The following is a 17,302-nucleotide window of genomic DNA, read 5'->3' as shown; positions in this document are numbered from 1 at the left end:
AGTTGTACCTCCGTTAGTTATAAGACCGTCCGGCACCGCTGCCGGCATTTATAAGAAAACCCGTCACTTTATTATATGAAGTAATTATCCGTAATTCAACTTAATTTTGGAGCATTTTTTCTTTATTTTTAATTCATCGTGACTCCTTCCATACTCCCGGCTCTATGCACGTTTACTTTTATAGACACATATTTCCAGCAAAAAGTTACATATTCCGCATTATTTGACTTTTTCGCCCTGGTTAAGAAGCGGCTTCATGCAAGGTACCCTCCGGAAGTCCGGCCATACAAAAAAAGCCCTGTGCTTGCGCACAAGGCTTAAAAATGGCGTTATTGCCCTTTCATCCATCCGAAAGGTTCGGAACCCGGAAGCTCGGCCGGACTCGGCTGAAGTCCGTCCTGGGCCAAGAACCAGTCCCGCAGCATAGCGAGAAGCTGGGCGCTGTTCACCGGCTTGGTGATGTAATCCGAGGCTCCCGCCTCCAGACACTGTTCGCGGTCCCCTTTCATCGCTTTTGCCGTGAGCGCAATGATCGGCAGGTCTTGGAACTGAGGTCTGCGGCGGATTTCACGCATGGTTTCGTACCCGTCCATAACCGGCATCATAATATCCATCAGAACGATATTGATGTCCGGCATTTGCTCAAGGATCTCGATGGCGTCATGGCCGTTCTCGGCGGATATGACCTTCATGTTCTGACGCTCCAGAATGGTCGTCAGAGCGAAAATATTACGGATATCGTCGTCGACGATCAGCACCTTTTTCGAATCGATCATTTCGTTGGACTGGTGCTTTTTAATCAGAATATCTCTCTGGCTGTCATTGAGATTTTCCAGCTTGCGGTGGAGGAACAACATCGTTTCGTCCACAATCTGAATCGGAGATTTCACTTCCTTAATGACCGCCATGGAACGCAGTTCCTCAAGATCGTCCTCTTCCTCTTTGGTCAGCTTCTCGCTCCGGTTGATCAGGACCGGCTTGTATTTATTTTTGGCGTTCTTCTGCATCTCTCTCACGAACTGGGCCGGGCCCATGTCCGGCAGGTCCGTATCGACGAGTACACAGTCGAAATCCTTGGATTTCAGCTGGTTCAGCGCCTTGCGGCCGGTATCGGTCGCGCTGACCTTAATGTCGCTGTTCTTCACGAGATCCACCGTCTGTCTGCGGCGCTCCGAATCGGACATACCGACCAGAAGCTGCTGGAACGGCTTATTGCCGAAAGCATTCAGCTTGTCGATCGCGTTCTCCAGATCTTCGTTCTTGATCGGCTTGCAGAGGAAGTCGAACACGCCCTTCTGCAAAAGCTCGGTCGCATCGTCTTCGATCGTCATCACCGTTACCGGAATATGACGCAGCTCGATGTCGTCCTTCAGCTGATCCAGAACGGAAGACCCGTTCATGTCCTCCAGACGCAGGTCAAGCGTAATCGCAACCGGCTTGTACCTCTTGGCGAGAGCGACCGCCTTGTTGCCTTTCGGCGTAATAATCGCCTTCAAGCCTTTCCGGTGAAGCATATCCAGCAGAATCTCATTGAATTTCATATCGTCTTCCACGATCAGGAATACACGGTCGCCCGCTTCAATGTTCGCACGATCATCTACGAGCTGTGTCGTATCGAACCGGTCGTATTCGTACTTTCTAGGCTGCGCAGCCGGTACGTCGATCACTTCCGGCACATAAGCGGCGGCCGCTTCCAACATGGCCGGATCGAGATCGACCGGCAGGAAGAGCGTGAAGGTGCTGCCGACGTTGACAACGCTGAACAGCGTAATCTCCCCGCCGAGCATGCCCGCGATTTCACGGGAAATGGCAAGACCCAGGCCCGTTCCGCCGTATTCGCGGTTCGTGCTGCCGTCCGCCTGCTGGAACGCTTCGAAAATAATCTGCTGCTTGTCCTCGGAGATGCCGATCCCGGTGTCTCCGACGGAGAAGGCCAGCACCATGCGGGCGCGGTTCAGCGATTCGTTGTCCTGGCTCCAGCCGCTGCTCGCCCGGCGCATGAGGAGAACGACTTCGCCCTTCTCGGTGAACTTGAAGGCGTTGGAGAGCAGGTTTTTCAAGATCTGCTGAAGACGCTTGGAATCGGAAATAATGGATTCCGGCAGCGCTTTTTCCGCCTTGATTTTGAAATCAATCTTCTTATCCTGAGCAATATGGCGGAAAGTCCGCTCCATATTATCGGTAATTTCGGTCAACTTGATTTCGGTGAAGTCCGGCGCAATCGTACCGGATTCGATTTTGCTCAAATCGAGAATGTCGTTAATCAAGTTGAGCAGGTCAAGACCCGAATCATGGATGGTACGCGCGAACTTCACCTGATCGTCGGTCAGGTTATGATCCGGATTCTCGGAAAGCTGCTCGGCCAGCAGCAGCAGGCTGTTCAGCGGTGTCCGCAGCTCATGAGACATATTCGCGAGGAACTCCGATTTGTACCGGGACGTCAGCGCAAGCTGCTCCGCTTTCTCTTCGAGGAAGCGTTTCGCCTGCTCGACTTCGTTGTTCTTGCTTTCGACCTCCGCTTTCTGAATGACAAGCAGCTTCGCTTTATCTTCCAGCTCGTCGTTCGTGTTCTGCAGCTCTTCCTGCTGCTTCTTGAGCTCTTCCGCGAGAGACTGCGACTGCGACAGCAGCTCTTCGGTTCTCATGTTGGCCTGCATCGTGTTCAGCACGATTCCGATACTCTCGGTCAACTGGTCGAGGAACGCGATGTCGATCTCCGTGAAGCGGCGGAAGGAAGCCAGCTCCATCACGGCCAGCACCTGATCCTCGAACATGATCGGCAGCAGCACGATGTTAAGCGGCGCAGCTTCGCCGAGTCCCGATCCGATCATCACGTAATCCTCCGGCACGTTCGTCAGCAGAATCCTCTGCTTCTCGATGAGGCACTGGCCGACCAGGCCCTCACCCAGACGGAACTCGTTGGACAGGTGCTTGCGCTGCTGGTACGCATAGCTGGAGAACATGCGCAGCACCTGCTCCTCGCCGTTCGCTTCGTTCATGTAGAACACGCCGTGCTGCATGGAAACAAGCGGCGCCAGCTCCGACATGATCATGCGGCACACTTCGTACAGGTCGCGCTGACCCTGGAGAAGACGGCTGAACCGGGCCAGATTGGTCTTGAGCCAATCCTGCTCGGTATTGATCCGCGTCGTTTCCTTGAGGTTGCGGATCATCTCGTTGATGTTATCTTTGAGCGTTCCGACTTCGCCCGCCGCAATGACATCAATAGTCCGCGACAAGTCGCCCTTCGTCACCGCAGTCGCGACGTTTGTAATCTGGCGCACCTGAGTCGTCAGCGTGGACGCCATGTAGTTCACGTTATCGGTTAAGTCACGCCACGTTCCGGCAGCCCCCGGCACGTGCGCCTGGCCGCCCAGCTTTCCTTCGGCCCCTACCTCGCGGGCCACGGTCGTAACCTGGTCGGCAAACGTATCGAGCGTGTCGATCATGTTATTGATCGTTTCGCTCAGATCATAGATCTCGCCAGCCGCGTCCACCATCAGCTTCTGCTTCAGGTTACCGTTGGCGACGGCCGTAACGACCTTCGCGATGCCTCGCACCTGGTTGGTCAAGTTCGTCGCCATAATGTTAACGTTGTCGGTCAAGTCTTTCCAGATTCCTCCAACCCCGTTCACATGCGCCTGGCCGCCCAGCTTGCCGTCCGTTCCTACCTCGCGGGCTACACGCGTAACCTCCGAGGCGAACGAACTGAGCTGATCCACCATCGTGTTGATCGTTTCTTTGAGCTCCAGGAGTTCGCCTTTAACGTCGATCGTAATCTTCTTCGACAAATCACCGTTGGCGACGGCGGTCGTAACGGCCGCGATGTTCCGCACCTGGCTGGTCAAGTTGCCGGTCATGTAGTTCACCGTGTCGGTAAGATCCTTCCACGTTCCGGAAACCCCTTTTACATCCGCCTGGCCGCCCAGCTTCCCTTCCGTTCCGACCTCGCGCGCTACGCGCGTCACTTCGGAAGCGAAGTTGCTGAGCTGATCCACCATCGTATTGATCGTGCTCTTCAGCTGCAGCATCTCGCCTTTAACGTCAACGGTAATCTTGAGGGACAGATCGCCCTTCGCAACCGCCGTCGTTACGTCGGCGATATTCCGTACCTGGTCGGTCAGGTTGCTCGCCATGTCGTTTACGCTTTCCGTAAGGTCCTTCCACGTTCCGGCAACGCCTTTAACCTGGGCCTGGCCGCCAAGGCGTCCGTCCGTTCCTACTTCACGCGCCACTCGGGTAACCTCGGAGGCGAAGGTACTGAGCTGATCCACCATCGTGTTGATCGTGTTTTTCAGCTCCAGAATCTCGCCCTGTACGTCTTCCGTGATTTTCTTGGACAGGTCGCCGTTCGCGACGGCCGTCGTGACGACGGCGATGTTCCGCACCTGGTTCGTCAGGTTGCTCGCCATGTCGTTTACGCTCTCCGTCAGATCCTTCCACGTTCCGGATACGCCCTTCACGTTGGCTTGACCGCCCAGCTTCCCTTCCGTTCCTACTTCACGCGCCACACGGGTAACCTCGGACGCGAACGTGCTGAGCTGATCCACCATCGTGTTGATCGTGTTCTTCAGCTCCAGAATCTCGCCGGTCGCGTTAACCGTGATCTGCTTGGACAAGTCGCCCTTCGCGACGGCGGTCGTGACTTCCGCAATGTTGCGCACCTGATCGGTCAGCGTACTCGCCATGTAGTTCACGCTGTCGGTCAAGTCCTTCCAGGTGCCGGATACGCCTTTAACGTCGGCCCGGCCTCCCAGCTTGCCGTCGTTACTTACTTCGCGGGCCACTCGGGTAACCTCGGACGCGAACGTGCTGAGCTGATCCACCATCGTGTTGATCGTGCTTTTGAGCTGCAAAATCTCGCCCTTGGCGTCTACGGCGATTTTCTTCGACAGGTCGCCGGTTGCAACCGCCGTCGTGACCTCGGCGATATTCCGCACCTGATTCGTCAGGTTGGTCGCCATGTAATTAACGCTTTCCGTCAGATCGCGCCATGTGCCCGACACGCCTTTAACGTCGGCCTGGCCGCCCAGTATCCCTTCCGTTCCCACCTCGCGCGCCACACGCGTAACCTCGGAACCGAACGTGCTGAGCTGATCCACCATTGTGTTAATCGTATTTTTGAGCTCCAGAATTTCGCCCTGCGCTTCTTCCGTAATCTTCTTGCCCAAATCGCCGTTCGCAACGGCCGTCGTGACGACCGCGATGTTGCGCACCTGGTTCGTCAGGTTGCTCGCCATGTCGTTAACGCTCTCCGTCAAATCGTACCAAGTGCCGGACACACCCTTAACGTCGGCCTGCCCGCCCAGCTTGCCTTCCGTTCCTACTTCCCGGGCCACACGGGTAACCTCGGAAGCAAACGTGCTGAGCTGATCCACCATCGTGTTAATCGTATTTTTGAGCTCCAGAAACTCGCCCTTCGCGTTAACGGTAATCTTGCGGGACAAATCGCCTTTCGCGACAGCCGTCGTCACATCCGCGATGTTCCGTACCTGATCCGTCAGATTGCTCGCCATGTTATTGACGCTCTCCGTCAAATCGCGCCACGTACCGGATACGTCCGTCACTTCGGCTTGTCCGCCCAAAATGCCTTCCGTTCCTACTTCACGCGCCACGCGGGTAACCTCGGCCGCAAACGTCCCGAGCTGGTTGACCATGCGGTTGATATTGTTGGCGGTGCGCAAAAATTCGCCCGTAAGAGCGCGCCCTTCAAATTCAAGCTCCACTTTCTGCGAAAGATCGCCCTGCGCCACGGCGTTAATCACCCGCACCATCTCGCTTGTAGGCTGAATCAGATCGCTGATCAGATTGTTCAGGGAATCGTTGAACGCGTTCCAGCTTCCGCCCGTGCTCCGGCACATAAAGCGGCGGTTGGTATTGCCTTCCTTGCCGACAACCCGCTCGACCGTCTGCACTTCCTGCACCACGTTCTCCTGCATATCGAGGATATCGTTCAATGTATCGGCGATTTTGCCCGGCATTCCGTTCAGGTCATAGGGCATGCGCACGGAAAAGTCGCCCTTCTTAAAAGCCAGCAACACCTGAAGTAACTGTTTTTCGTCCAAAACATCTAGGGAATCATTGGATCTCTGGTCTTGTTCCGACATACGGCTTTTCCTCCGAATTTGTATATATAGAAAAAAATAAATCGAAAATTTTGAATTATGTCAACTTTAATAGTAGTGTTTCTAAAAACCGAATACAATAGCAAGTAGAGGAAATTGTATACCTATTCGCACGCGGGAACCCTCTCAGTCGAAGTCCGATCCCCTGCAGCGTTACCGCTTACATATCGCCGGTTTGTCCCCCTTTTCCGCTCAAATGACAGGTTTGTTCCCTTTGGTCCTTACACGTCCTTTGTAATTACGTCCCCATGTGAAGATAGTTTCTGTTTGTAAAAAATTGTCACTGCAACAATTCCCGGTAAAAAATCCGGGCTTCGAAACATTTTTCGACATTATGGCACGCTGATGCGCTTTTATACCCGCTTCCGTTAAACTTGAAACAGGGTTTTCGGTTTTTTTCTAAAAAATTTTGCAGGTGGAACCGGGTACGGATAAACTGCCGGTTTTTCATTTACAGGGCAGCAGCCTTCTCCTATAATAAAGAAGTAAAATTTCTTTTATAGTTATTAATTAAGGAAAATTAATTCTTCTAAAATCACGAAGCGGGGGAAAAGGTTCATGTCTTCTTACGCAGCGATCGGCATCGACATTGGGGGCACCCACATTAAAAGCGGGCTCATCCTTCCCGACGGGAAAGTGCTCGCCTCCCACAAAACCGAGACGGAAGCGTCCGCCGGCAAATCCGGTCTCATGGCTAAACTCGCAGGACTTCTGCAAACGTATTCAGAAGAGGCCGCTGCCGCAGGCGTGAAGCTCGCCGGTACGGGAATCGGCAGCGCCGGCTACATTAACCGCGAAGGAACCGTAGCTTTCGCGACCGATAATTTGCCCGGCTGGAGCGGAACTACGCTGCGCGCGGATATCGAGAAGCTATCCGGCCTGCCCACTGCCGTCGATAACGACGTCAACGTCATCGCCCTCGGCGAGCAGTGGCTCGGAGCCGGACGCGGCTGGGACACCTTCCTCTGCGTAGCGCTGGGCACCGGGGTGGGCGGCTGCTACATCCGCGAGGGCAGCCCGCTGCACGGGCGGGACGGCTTCGCGGGAGCCTACGGCCACATGGTCGTGGCTTTCGGCGGCGAGCCCTGCACTTGCGGCCACCGCGGCTGCTGGGAGCAGTACGCGTCCGTGACCGCGCTGAAGCGCCTTATTCGCGAACGGGGCGGGGAGACGCTGGAAGAAGCGTCTCCGCCGGAGCTGTTCGCGCGCGCCCGCGCCGGGGACGAGACCGCTATGGCCATCGTGCGGCTGTACGCCGAGTACGTCGCCACAGGGCTCAGCGGTCTCATCCACGCGTTCAACCCGCCCGCCATCGTCGTGGGCGGGGCCGTCACCGAACAGGGGGACTTCCTGTTCGATCTGATCCGCCGGCATGTCCTGGACATGACCATGCCGGCCTACACGGCGGCGCCTGTTCCGATCGTGCCGGCCGAGCTCGGCGGCACGGCAGGCATGTTCGGCGCCGCGAAGCTGCTGTTCGACCGCCTGAAGGCCGAACAGCCCTAAAGCAAAAGCCCTTCGCACATGCGAAGGGCTTTTGCTTGTTTGCGCCCGAGGCGCAGGCACACGTGCGTGTTAGCGCCGGTCGCCATGCCGCTGGCCAGGGCCAGCCGGGACATGCGGAGGCCCGGATATGCACGGGCAGCGCTATGCAGCGCAAGCGGACTCCGCCCGCTTGCGCGGGTCGCGGCGGCGCCCCGTTCTATCGGCACGAGCCTGCACGTTAGGACCGTTAGGCTGGAATGGTTCCCGCGTCTCAACCCCAACGCTCCAATTACCGCTGGCTGCAGGATGGATGCGGCTTCCTGTCACATCCGCATCCGCGGGCTACCTCACGGCCGATTGCCGCCTGTTCCGGTAGCTCCGGTACGTCCAAATGCATACGCCCAGCCAGAAACCGCTGGCCAGATAACCGCCCAGCACGTCGCTGGGATAATGCACACCGAGGTAGATCCGGGCGAGTCCCATCCCCACGATCATCGCGGCTGCCAGCACGATGAGAACGGCTCTTCCCGCCGCACTGGAAATATGCTTCCAAAGCAAATAGACCAGAACTCCATACAAACCAACCACGGCCATGGAATGTCCGCTGGGGAAGCTGAATCCGGTTTCCTCCATAATAATGTGGATGGTCGGACGTTCCCGCTGGAAGATCTTTTTAAGAATCGTATTCAAAATAGCGGAGCCGCCGATAGCGGCAATGAGCAGAATGACTTCCGACCGGTGCTTCAGCACGAAGTATAAATACAGAGCGGCTGCGATCGTAATAAACGGGACGACGGCGGAGGAACCGATTTCGGACAGCAGACCGGCAGCCGCGGTTAAGCCGGGACTTTCCGCCCCCTGCACGAACGAAATGATCGTTTCGTCGAACCAGGCAACCTGCTGGCGGCTGACAAGCAGCGCCACCATACCGAAACATAAGGCCAGTAAGAGACAAACGAGAAAAGAACGGGTCAGCAAAACGTTTAATTTCGTATTCATTGCGATAAGAGGTCTTCCTTTCTTCACTAATTCCTGGTCCTGAACAAAGAGATCGGGAACAGCCTTGATCATACCATATTTTAATAAATTGTTAAAAATTTGCCCATGTCAAGCAAAAGAAGCTTTCCATTAATCCCCTAAGGAATCATTGGAAAGCTCCTGTTATTTAACGCCTCGACGGATCCCGAAAGGCCCCGGTCAGCGGCTTTTGATAAGAAGCTCGACAGCTTCCTGCACAAGTTTGCCGGTATCCTTGCCCTTCTCTTCCTCCTGCCGGATGCAGTGCTCCAGATTAGTGGCTACGATATAGGCCATCGCCTTATCGGCCGCGCTTCGGACTGCGGAAAGCTGAGCGACGACGTCTTTGCAGTCTTTTTCTTCTTCCATCATTTTGAGAATGCCGCGTACCTGGCCTTCCATCCGCTTCAGCCGGCGGACTATGCTCTCGTCGTAGTTCATCGCGATCTTCCTTTCCGTATGCTGCTGATTGCTTCCATGTTAAGGACAGCCGGCCCCGCAGGTCTTCTCGGGACAAGTTCCCAAAGCGCGAAGCTCGGAACGAAGCTGCATGGCGTAGAGCCCCTGGAATCCGCGCCTTTTCAAAAAACGGGCCGCTTTCTTGATGTGACGGTTAGAATCCCCGACCAGCAGAACACGGTCTTCCGGAGAGAATTCATCCTTCCACAAGTAAGGAAGACGGCCGACGGACATATTAATGGAAGGAAAGCCGGCCGCTTCCTCATAATCCGAAGCGTCCCGCACGTCCAGCACCTTAATCCGTCCTTCTTCCTTGGAAGCCACAAGCTCTCTTGCCTTCTCTTGACTGAGATAATTCAGGCCCCTTACCGGAAGCCAGTTCAGCACAAGCGCCAAGACCATCATTCCCGCGATGATCTCCCACATAATCATTCGACAATCCCTCCCTATTCACGCTGTTGACAGCTATAAATCGGTTGCCGGTCTATCTGCCGTCTTCTCGTCTTTTCGGCTCTTCGTTCTAACGTCCGTAAGAAATCCGGTCCGTCCAGTTGTTCATACCGCCGGTCATATTAACGACTTCGAAGTTTTGCTCCGTCAGCAGTTCGCAAGCCAATCCGCTACGGTTGCCGCTGCGGCATACCACCGTGATTTCCCGATTCCGGTCCAGTTCGCCGAGTCTCTGCATCAATTGTCCCAACGGGATATGAACGGCCTGCTCGATATGCCCCTCCGCCCATTCCTCATCTTCCCTGACATCCAGGATATATAGATCCTCTCCGTCGTGAATGCACTGCGCGAGATCCTGCGGGGTACAGCTCTTAGGTATTTGAAAGGCCATTCCAGCTCTCCTATATCGTTTCTGTCTTTATCATCCTGAAATAAATACCCGTACGGGTATACTCCTATGATAGATTTTAAAACCCTAACTGTCAACATAAAAATTACAGACTAGTCCGAGTCGAAAACTGTGGACAACCTTATCTGTGGATATGTTTATAAAAATTTCAAACTTATGCACATCCTGTGATTTTGGACTGTTGATTTGTGTATAACCCTGTGTATAGAATTGAAATTTCAAAACGGCGGGTTTTATATCTTACCATCATCCTTTCCAAAATAAAAGAAAAGAACTCCGGTTTCGAAGTTCTTTTCAGGCTTTTTTACTCATGAAACTTATGTACGGCGTTCTTCACGCTAATCAAACTAACTCCTTAGCGAATGCCTCGTTCGAACAAAAACGCGATATAATCGGTCGGAGTTCCCCTATGACCGAGCTGACGCAGCATGGCGGATATGTTGCCGCGGTGGTAAGTCCCGTGATTCACCACATGCTGAACCAACGCGTAGACCCGGGTTTCCAGGGAGCCGAACTGGGGATGCGACGGAGCCGTTGCGGCGGCTGCGCCTTCTCCCTCGACGAAGAAAGCCCGGTACTTCTCCTCGGCAAGAGCGAATCTCTTCTGCAATTCGTCCAGCGAGTCTCCCCGGCCCTGCGCGTAAAGGTCCGTCACGACTTTCCTGGCTTCTTCATAGCCGCCCCCTTTCATAATGACCAGCCACATTTCATCCATCATGTAGATATGGTTCAAAGCGTCCGCGACGGACGGAAAAATACTCTGAATCTGCTCGAAGGACAGCTCCTCGGGCAGTGCCCTAAGACCTGCGAAAACCTTCCCGTTTGCCCACACATGGTAGTCGTACTGCTGCTCCGCATAACCGCTTAATAAAGCGGCCTTTTCCTGTTCCTGATGCTGCGTATCCGATGACATTCCGGTTCCTCCCTGTTCCTGTGGATATGTTGGAGTGCTGCTATTACGGCTTGAGCATAACTCCGTGCGAAGCCGGACAACCGCTTGCGGGGGACCGCCGTCATGCGACGTCATCATGAGACGCCATCCTGCGCGACCGGGAACTGACCGCGGACCAGGCTTCCCCTTTTGCCGTAAGCTCGCTTGCCTTCTTAGGATAACCCGGATTAGCTGACAGTACCGGTCAGTGAAGCTAAAGCTGTTTATAAAATTCAAGCAGACCGGACGTCACGTCAATCAGCTGCTCTTTCAGCAGAGCAGGTTCAAGAACCCGGATAGACTTCCCTTGAATCATCAGAAAATAAGGGACATAGCTGCGGATCGCTTTCTCCTCCATCTTCATATGGATCTGATCCGTCGTGCGTTCCACGATCGTATGGCTGAAAAGCCAGTGATCGCACAGCTCGGCTATCGCCTGGGGAGTCCCTTGGATCCGGATGGAGACAAGCTGTTCCTGCCGGCTGGTGTCGGGGAGAAGATTATTCATAAAAAACTGGCGGGCGGAAAATCCCGGCGGCCTGCTGAAGACGCCCTCCGTATGGGACAACGCCCGGATACGGTCGACACGGAAGCTTCGAAGCTCGCCGCGAAGGTGGCAATAGGCGACCAAGTACCATTTGCTCTTCCAGTGGACGAGCCCGTACGGATCAATGCTCCGGTTTTGGCTCACCGAGGAGTTTCCCTTGCTGTACTCCATGTGCAGGGTATGCCCGTCCGCTACGGCTATCTCCAGCATCTGCAGATAACCCTCCAGCGAAGAATCAGTCGGAGGGTGAATGACATCGAAGCCTGCTTCGTGCCGCTCGATCGCGCTGAGCTGCTCGGGGTTCGTGTACTGCTTGAGCTTCCCCACGGCGCTGTTCAGCGCGTCCCCGAACGGGTAGCCCGCTTCCTGCGCGAATATGGCGGCATGAACGAGGGCTTTCTGCTCGGCGGCATTAAAGAACAGCGGCGCCTCCCGGAAATTCGGCAGCAGACTGTAGCCGCCGTTATGTCCGGAATCCGCGAGTATCGGCACTCCGCTGGCGCAAAGCGCATCTATATACCGGTACACGGTCCGGATGTTGATTTCAAGCGTCTCGGCCAGTTCCCGGGCGGTCATTTTTCTCCCCGATTTCAAGTGCCACAGCACGGCAAGCATGTTATCCGCTTTGGACATGTTCCATCACCTCGATGCTCATTTCCGGACATGTCCATTCTAGGGCCGCGGGTACGAATTTTCAATCGGGAGTTTCTATTACCAAGTAACGAGAAAAAAGGATCTAGCCGCACATCAGCAGCAGATCCTTTCGTTCGTAAAATAGCAAGCAATCTATTTATACAAACTTCTTAGTATAACGAATAAAAAAAGCTCAATTGAATAGGTTTTCTGTAGTATTGATCTTTTCCACTCGTATGTGCATATGAAAATCCACATTCTTTAAGAAAGCCCACTGAAAAAGAACCTGTTGTAGTACTGGTAGTTTTTACAGTAACAGTAGCAGTACCCGAAGAATTTATTTGTGTAGTCGGAAATACACTGCCTGTATTTGTAGAAATTGTATTGGCCACTCTGTTTTCTAATGTCCAACTTCCGGAAGAGGCCTCTGACCATGAGGTACTTAATATACCATTAATCTGACGGTAAGAACCCTTGGTGTATACATTAAGTTGTGTAGTTAGTCTGCTTGTTGAAGGACCATCAGTTCTATCTTGAAAAGTCGTTATAATACGACTATCAGGGTCAGTAACAGATTGTAATCCTTGTCTACTTTCTATTAATTCTCCGTAGCGTTCGATAGTATTCCCCGTAGCAATATCTACTACTTTAACTACGACTGAATCTGAATTTACTTCTTTAACTAGTTTTGCTTTTGCTTTATCATAAAATATTTTCACGAACATCTCGTTCAATTTAACTTTCTCAAATTGTTCGTTCTGAACATCCGTAATTGTAAGTAAAGATTTAGTATCTTGTGCTGAGACTGAGATTGGAGAAAGGGCAGAAATCAACAAACCCGTAGCTACGATTAAACTTGAAGTTCTTTTTAACAACTCTTTCACTACTAATATTTGTTTTATATTACAAATATTAGTATAACATCATTTTACCATAAATGTAAAATGAATGATATAATGGGGCTAATAATATGTTAATAGGAGGATTTAGGATGAACGATGATCTTATACAATATTTTAATCAAATAAGCATAAAAATAGGTGAAGTTGCTGATAACACTCGATCTTCATTTATGCGTTTGGAGAGTCAACTAGAACAGATCAATGGTACTCTTACCTACACAAATGTTATATTAACTTTACTTTGTCTCTTATTTTTTGTTGATATCTATCTGAAATGGAAAAGAAAATAATAATCACTAAAATCAATTGACAACGGCATTAAAATATAGCTCATGTTAAGGCAACTGCCGCACCATGCCAAAAGGCCTCCAGTTCCACCCCTTCGGGTGTGACTGGAGGCCTTTTGGCATCTTCCTCCCGAGACTCGGGAGGAAGTGCCTGGCGGCCCCGTAAGGGCCGTTAACCGCTGCAAACTTACTTAATGCCTGCGCTGACTTCTTTAACCATCTCGGCTACGGATACAAGTCCGCCGCCGGACAGGTACCAGTAGTCCGGGTTCAGGTAGATGATGTTGCCTTCTTTGAACGCTTTAGTCGTTTTCACCAGTTCGTTCTCGATGACTTTCTTGGCTCCTGCGCTTTCCGTACCGACCGCGGAGTCACGATCGACGACGAACAGGTAATCCGGGTTTTTCTCTACGATAAATTCGTTGGAGATGCTTTGACCGTGCGTGGATACTTCGATCGTTTTGTCTACGGCCGGAACGCCGAATACGTCGTGAATGATGCCGAAACGGGAGCCCGGACCGTAAGCGCTGATTTTACCGCCGTTCACGAGAGTGATCAGACCGTTTTTGCTGCCGGTGCCCACTTTATCTTTGATACCTTTGATCGCTTCGTCCACTTTGGCAAGCTCTTGATCCACTTGAGCTTCTTTACCGAAAATTTGGCCGAGCTGTTTCGCGTTTTCTTTAAAGGACTCCATATATCTCTTCGCGTCTACGCCCATGAAAATAGTCGGGGCAATGCTGCTCAATTCTTTGTAAGCGTCCTGCTGTCTGCCGGAAATAATAATCAGGTCCGGTTTCAGCTTGTTGATCACTTCAAAAGCCGGTTCTTTCAGGCTGCCGACGTTCGTGTATTTAGCGTCTTTGTATTTTTTGAGGTAAGTCGGCAGGCCGTCCTGCGGTACGCCGGCTACTTCTACGCCCAGTTTATCCAGGGAATCCAGCACGCCCATATCGAATACGACAACTTTGGCAGGGTTCGTTTTCACTTTTGTTTCGCCTAGTTGGTGCTTAATAGTCAGTTCCTTGGAAGCCGCGGCCGTTGGAGCCGTTCCTTCTTTGGAAGACGTTGTAGCCGCCTCTTTATTGCCGCACGCGGCAGCCATAACGGCCAGTACGAGGGTCATGAGAAGCAGGGAAAGTTTCTTACTCATTGCAATCACTCCTATGGGTTTAATTGGGTTTGTAGTTAGCGGGCATGACACCGTCCGGCATCATCCGTCTAGTTGGTTACCATTTGTAGATAAAGCGGTTGGCGGGAATCTGCTCCCTAAGCGAAGTAGGTGCAGATTCTGTTGCCGTTAAGGTTGTGAATCTGGATGTCCATGTCGTAAATCTCCTTCAAAACGGCGGAGTCGATAATCTCGTCCGTTGTGCCCTCTTTCACGACACGTCCGTTCTTCAGAGCGACGATATAGTCCGAGTGGCACGACGCGAAATTAATATCGTGAATGACGATGACGATCGTCTTGCCCAGTTCGCTGACCAGCCTGCGCAGCACCCTCATGATCTGGACCGAGTGCTTCATATCGAGATTGTTCAGCGGCTCATCAAGCAGGATGTATTCGGTATCCTGGGCAAGCACCATGGCGAGATAGGCTCTCTGCCGCTGGCCGCCGCTCAGCTCATCCAAATATTTGTCCTGGATATCTCCCAGATCCATGTACTGAATGGCCTCGTCGATATACTTCTTATCCTCTGCGGTCAGCCGGCCCTGCGAGTATGGAAACCGTCCGAAGCCGACCAGATCACGGATCGTCAGACGAATGTTGATGTGATTGGACTGCTTGAGAATGGAGATCTTCTTGGCAAGATCGTTGCTCTTCCACTGGCCGATCTCCTTGCCCTCAATGAACACTTCCCCCTGATCTTTGTCGATCAAGCGGCTCACCATGGACAGCAGCGTACTTTTGCCGGCGCCGTTGGGACCGATGAAGGAAGTGATTTTGCCTTTGGCGATCTGGACCGACACGTTCTCGACCACATGTTTGCTGCCGTATAGTTTGGATACGCCCTTGACTTCTACCACGATTTTTTCTCCTTTAATAGAAGATAGATAAAGTAGACACCACCGATGAAGTTAATAATCACGCTCAAAGTTGTCGAGAAGGTGAATACCCGCTCTACAATCAGCTGGCCTCCTACTAAAGCGATAATGGAGATAAGAATGGAGCCGGTGATCAGCACCTTGTGCCGGAACGTCTTGAGAAATTCGTGCGACACGTTCGCGACAAGCAGGCCCAGGAACGTAATCGGACCTACCAGAGCGGTAGCGATCGAGATCAGGATGGCGACGACGACGAGCAGCCTTTTGACCACATAATCGTAATCGATGCCGAGGTTGACGGCGTGCTCTCTGCCCAGCGCCAGGACGTCCAGATATTTCGTGAATCTTGCAAAATAAACGCCCACCAGAGCAAGCAGCACGACCGAAATAACAAGCAGGTCCGTATTGACGTTGTTGAAGCTGGCGAACATTTTGTCCTGCACGATCAGAAATTCGTTGGGATCGATCAGCACTTCCATAAAGGAAGAGATACTCTGGAAAAACGTCCCGAAGATCAGTCCTACCAGCAGGAGAAAGTACAAGTTCTGCCCCTGCTTCTTGAAAAGCAGCTTATATAACACGCCGGTGAAGGCTACCATCAAGCCGACGGAGATAAGAAAATTCACATTCTTGTGCATAAGAAAGCTGGCGGAGCCGACCAGGAACACAATCGCGGTCTGAAACAGCATGTAGAGCGAATCGAGACCGATAATGCTCGGCGTCAAAATCCGGTTGTTCGTGATGGTCTGGAACACCATCGTCGAGAAAGCAATGGCGCCGCCCGTTATGACAATCGCCAGGATCTTCCTGCCCCTGCGGGGAAGCACATAATCCCAGTTGCCGGAGGCGTCAATCAGGAGAAAGACCGCGATGAGCACAAGAGCGAGTACGGCAAGGATGCTGATTTTAACTTTTGCTTGTGAATTCATAAGGCCTTTCTCCTTGCCAGCAGCATATAAAGGAAGATGCCGCTTCCGATTACCCCGACCGTAAGCCCGATCGAAATCTCATACGGGAAAATGATAATGCGTCCCAGAATGTCGCAGAAAAGGACGAACACGGCTCCGAGCAGGGCGGTGTGGGGCAGCGCCCTTTTCAGATTATCTCCCATATAGAGCGTGACGATGTTCGGGATAATCAGTCCCAGGAACGGCAGCGTACCGACCGTCAGAATGACCACGGAGGATACCAGGGCCACGATAACGAGCCCGATGTTGACCACCTGCTTGTATTTCAGCCCCAGGTTGGTGGAGAACTCCTCCCCCATGCCGGCAATGGTAAAACGATTGGCATACAGATACGCGATAAGGAGCACCGGGATCGAAATGTACATGATTTCGTACCGGCCCTTCATCACCATCGAGAAATCTCCTTGCAGCCACGAGGACATGTTCTGAATGAGATTGTTTTTGTAAGCGAAAAAGGTAGTGATAGAGCTTACGATATTTCCGAACATCAGACCCACCAGCGGGATGAAAATCGTATCCTTGTACTTCACACGGTCGAGAATCTTCATAAAGAGGAAGGTTCCCAGCAGAGCGAAAACGAAGGCGATCAACATCTTCTCCAGCGGACCGGCCGAAGTGAACAGCATCATGGAGACCAGAATGCCGAACCTTGCGGAATCCATCGTACCGGCCGTAGTCGGCGACACGAACTTATTGCGGCTCAGCTGCTGCATGATCAGGCCGATGACACTCATGCTCATGCCTGCGATCAGGATGCTGATTAACCGTGGGAGTCTGCTGACTAGCAGGATATGGACTTTATCGTCGCTCAGGTTGAACAGATCCAACGGGCTGATATCTTTCACCCCGATAAAGATCGATGCGACGGATAAAACGATAAGCGCGATCACCAGATATCTCTTTTTCATAAGCTGTCCTTTGGGCGGGTAATTTTGTATATGTAGCTCGTTAGTAAGAACCTTTCTCATTAATAATGAGATTCATTATCATTTGGGCTCGTAGAGTATTATAACATCTCCCCCTGTTCTGTCAACCGATCGGGG

At 52.5% G+C, this 17,302-nt stretch carries 15 protein-coding genes; 2 read left to right on the top strand and 13 right to left on the bottom strand.

The annotated features are described in order from the left end of the window. Nucleotides 1-329: 329 nt before the first annotated feature. The gene (locus tag AC2TF6_RS03405) at nt 330-6,107 is read right to left on the bottom strand and encodes a hybrid sensor histidine kinase/response regulator (RefSeq protein WP_491309907.1); all 5,778 of its coding nucleotides are present in this window, start codon (nt 6,105-6,107) and stop codon (nt 330-332) included. 576 nt (nt 6,108-6,683) lie between these two features. On the opposite strand from AC2TF6_RS03405, the gene AC2TF6_RS03400 reads away from it, so the two are divergent. Next, nucleotides 6,684-7,631, top strand: a complete 948-nt coding sequence (locus AC2TF6_RS03400; protein ID WP_491309906.1) for an ROK family protein — start codon at nt 6,684-6,686, stop codon at nt 7,629-7,631. Here AC2TF6_RS03400 and AC2TF6_RS03395 read toward each other — a convergent pair. The 8 genes from AC2TF6_RS03395 to AC2TF6_RS03360 form a co-directional block, all read right to left on the bottom strand. Beyond that, nucleotides 7,628-7,885, bottom strand: coding sequence for a hypothetical protein (locus AC2TF6_RS03395; protein ID WP_491309905.1), 258 nt, complete (start codon nt 7,883-7,885; stop codon nt 7,628-7,630). The two genes, AC2TF6_RS03400 and AC2TF6_RS03395, sit on opposite strands and share 4 nt — an antisense overlap. Nucleotides 7,886-7,952: 67 nt before the next feature. Further along, on the bottom strand, nt 7,953-8,609 hold the full coding sequence (locus tag AC2TF6_RS03390; protein ID WP_491309904.1) for a phosphatase PAP2 family protein: 657 nt from the start codon (nt 8,607-8,609) through the stop codon (nt 7,953-7,955). A 198-nt stretch (nt 8,610-8,807) separates the two neighbouring features. Further along, a complete protein-coding gene (locus tag AC2TF6_RS03385) occupies nt 8,808-9,068 on the bottom strand; it encodes a metal-sensitive transcriptional regulator (RefSeq protein WP_218231228.1) in 261 nt (86 codons plus the stop codon). 39 nt (nt 9,069-9,107) lie between these two features. After that, entirely contained in the window at nt 9,108-9,518 is a 411-nt protein-coding gene (locus AC2TF6_RS03380) for a rhodanese-like domain-containing protein (RefSeq protein WP_491309903.1), read from the bottom strand. A gap of 88 nt (nt 9,519-9,606) precedes the next feature. Next, a complete protein-coding gene (locus AC2TF6_RS03375; RefSeq protein WP_491309902.1) occupies nt 9,607-9,927 on the bottom strand; it encodes a rhodanese-like domain-containing protein in 321 nt (106 codons plus the stop codon). Between the two features lie 373 nt (nt 9,928-10,300). Continuing rightward, complete coding sequence (locus tag AC2TF6_RS03370) at nt 10,301-10,858, bottom strand: DinB family protein (protein WP_491309901.1); 558 nt, start codon at nt 10,856-10,858, stop codon at nt 10,301-10,303. A 232-nt stretch (nt 10,859-11,090) separates the two neighbouring features. Beyond that, entirely contained in the window at nt 11,091-12,056 is a 966-nt protein-coding gene (locus tag AC2TF6_RS03365) for a helix-turn-helix transcriptional regulator (protein ID WP_491309900.1), read from the bottom strand. A 170-nt stretch (nt 12,057-12,226) separates the two neighbouring features. Beyond that, complete coding sequence (locus AC2TF6_RS03360) at nt 12,227-12,940, bottom strand: hypothetical protein (RefSeq protein ID WP_491309899.1); 714 nt, start codon at nt 12,938-12,940, stop codon at nt 12,227-12,229. A gap of 107 nt (nt 12,941-13,047) precedes the next feature. On the opposite strand from AC2TF6_RS03360, the gene AC2TF6_RS03355 reads away from it, so the two are divergent. After that, on the top strand, nt 13,048-13,248 hold the full coding sequence (locus AC2TF6_RS03355; protein ID WP_491309898.1) for a hypothetical protein: 201 nt from the start codon (nt 13,048-13,050) through the stop codon (nt 13,246-13,248). A 184-nt stretch (nt 13,249-13,432) separates the two neighbouring features. Here AC2TF6_RS03355 and AC2TF6_RS03350 read toward each other — a convergent pair whose 3' ends face one another. From AC2TF6_RS03350 to AC2TF6_RS03335, 4 genes are all read right to left on the bottom strand, one after another. Continuing rightward, entirely contained in the window at nt 13,433-14,398 is a 966-nt protein-coding gene (locus AC2TF6_RS03350; RefSeq protein WP_491309897.1) for a siderophore ABC transporter substrate-binding protein, read from the bottom strand. 116 nt (nt 14,399-14,514) lie between these two features. Next, on the bottom strand, nt 14,515-15,273 hold the full coding sequence (locus tag AC2TF6_RS03345) for an iron ABC transporter ATP-binding protein (RefSeq protein WP_491309896.1): 759 nt from the start codon (nt 15,271-15,273) through the stop codon (nt 14,515-14,517). Next, complete coding sequence (locus AC2TF6_RS03340; protein WP_491309895.1) at nt 15,267-16,220, bottom strand: iron chelate uptake ABC transporter family permease subunit; 954 nt, start codon at nt 16,218-16,220, stop codon at nt 15,267-15,269. Before AC2TF6_RS03340 ends, AC2TF6_RS03345 begins: the two co-directional genes overlap by 7 nt. After that, nucleotides 16,217-17,167 (bottom strand): ABC transporter permease, encoded by a 951-nt coding sequence (locus AC2TF6_RS03335; RefSeq protein ID WP_491309894.1) that lies wholly within the window; start codon nt 17,165-17,167, stop codon nt 16,217-16,219. The genes AC2TF6_RS03340 and AC2TF6_RS03335 overlap by 4 nt, the downstream gene beginning before the upstream one ends. Nucleotides 17,168-17,302: the final 135 nt, after the last annotated feature.

The organism is Paenibacillus sp. JNUCC 35, from assembly GCF_058269095.1.
Note: the sequence above shows the minus strand (reverse complement) of the source record. Positions and strands in the feature narration are given on the sequence as shown.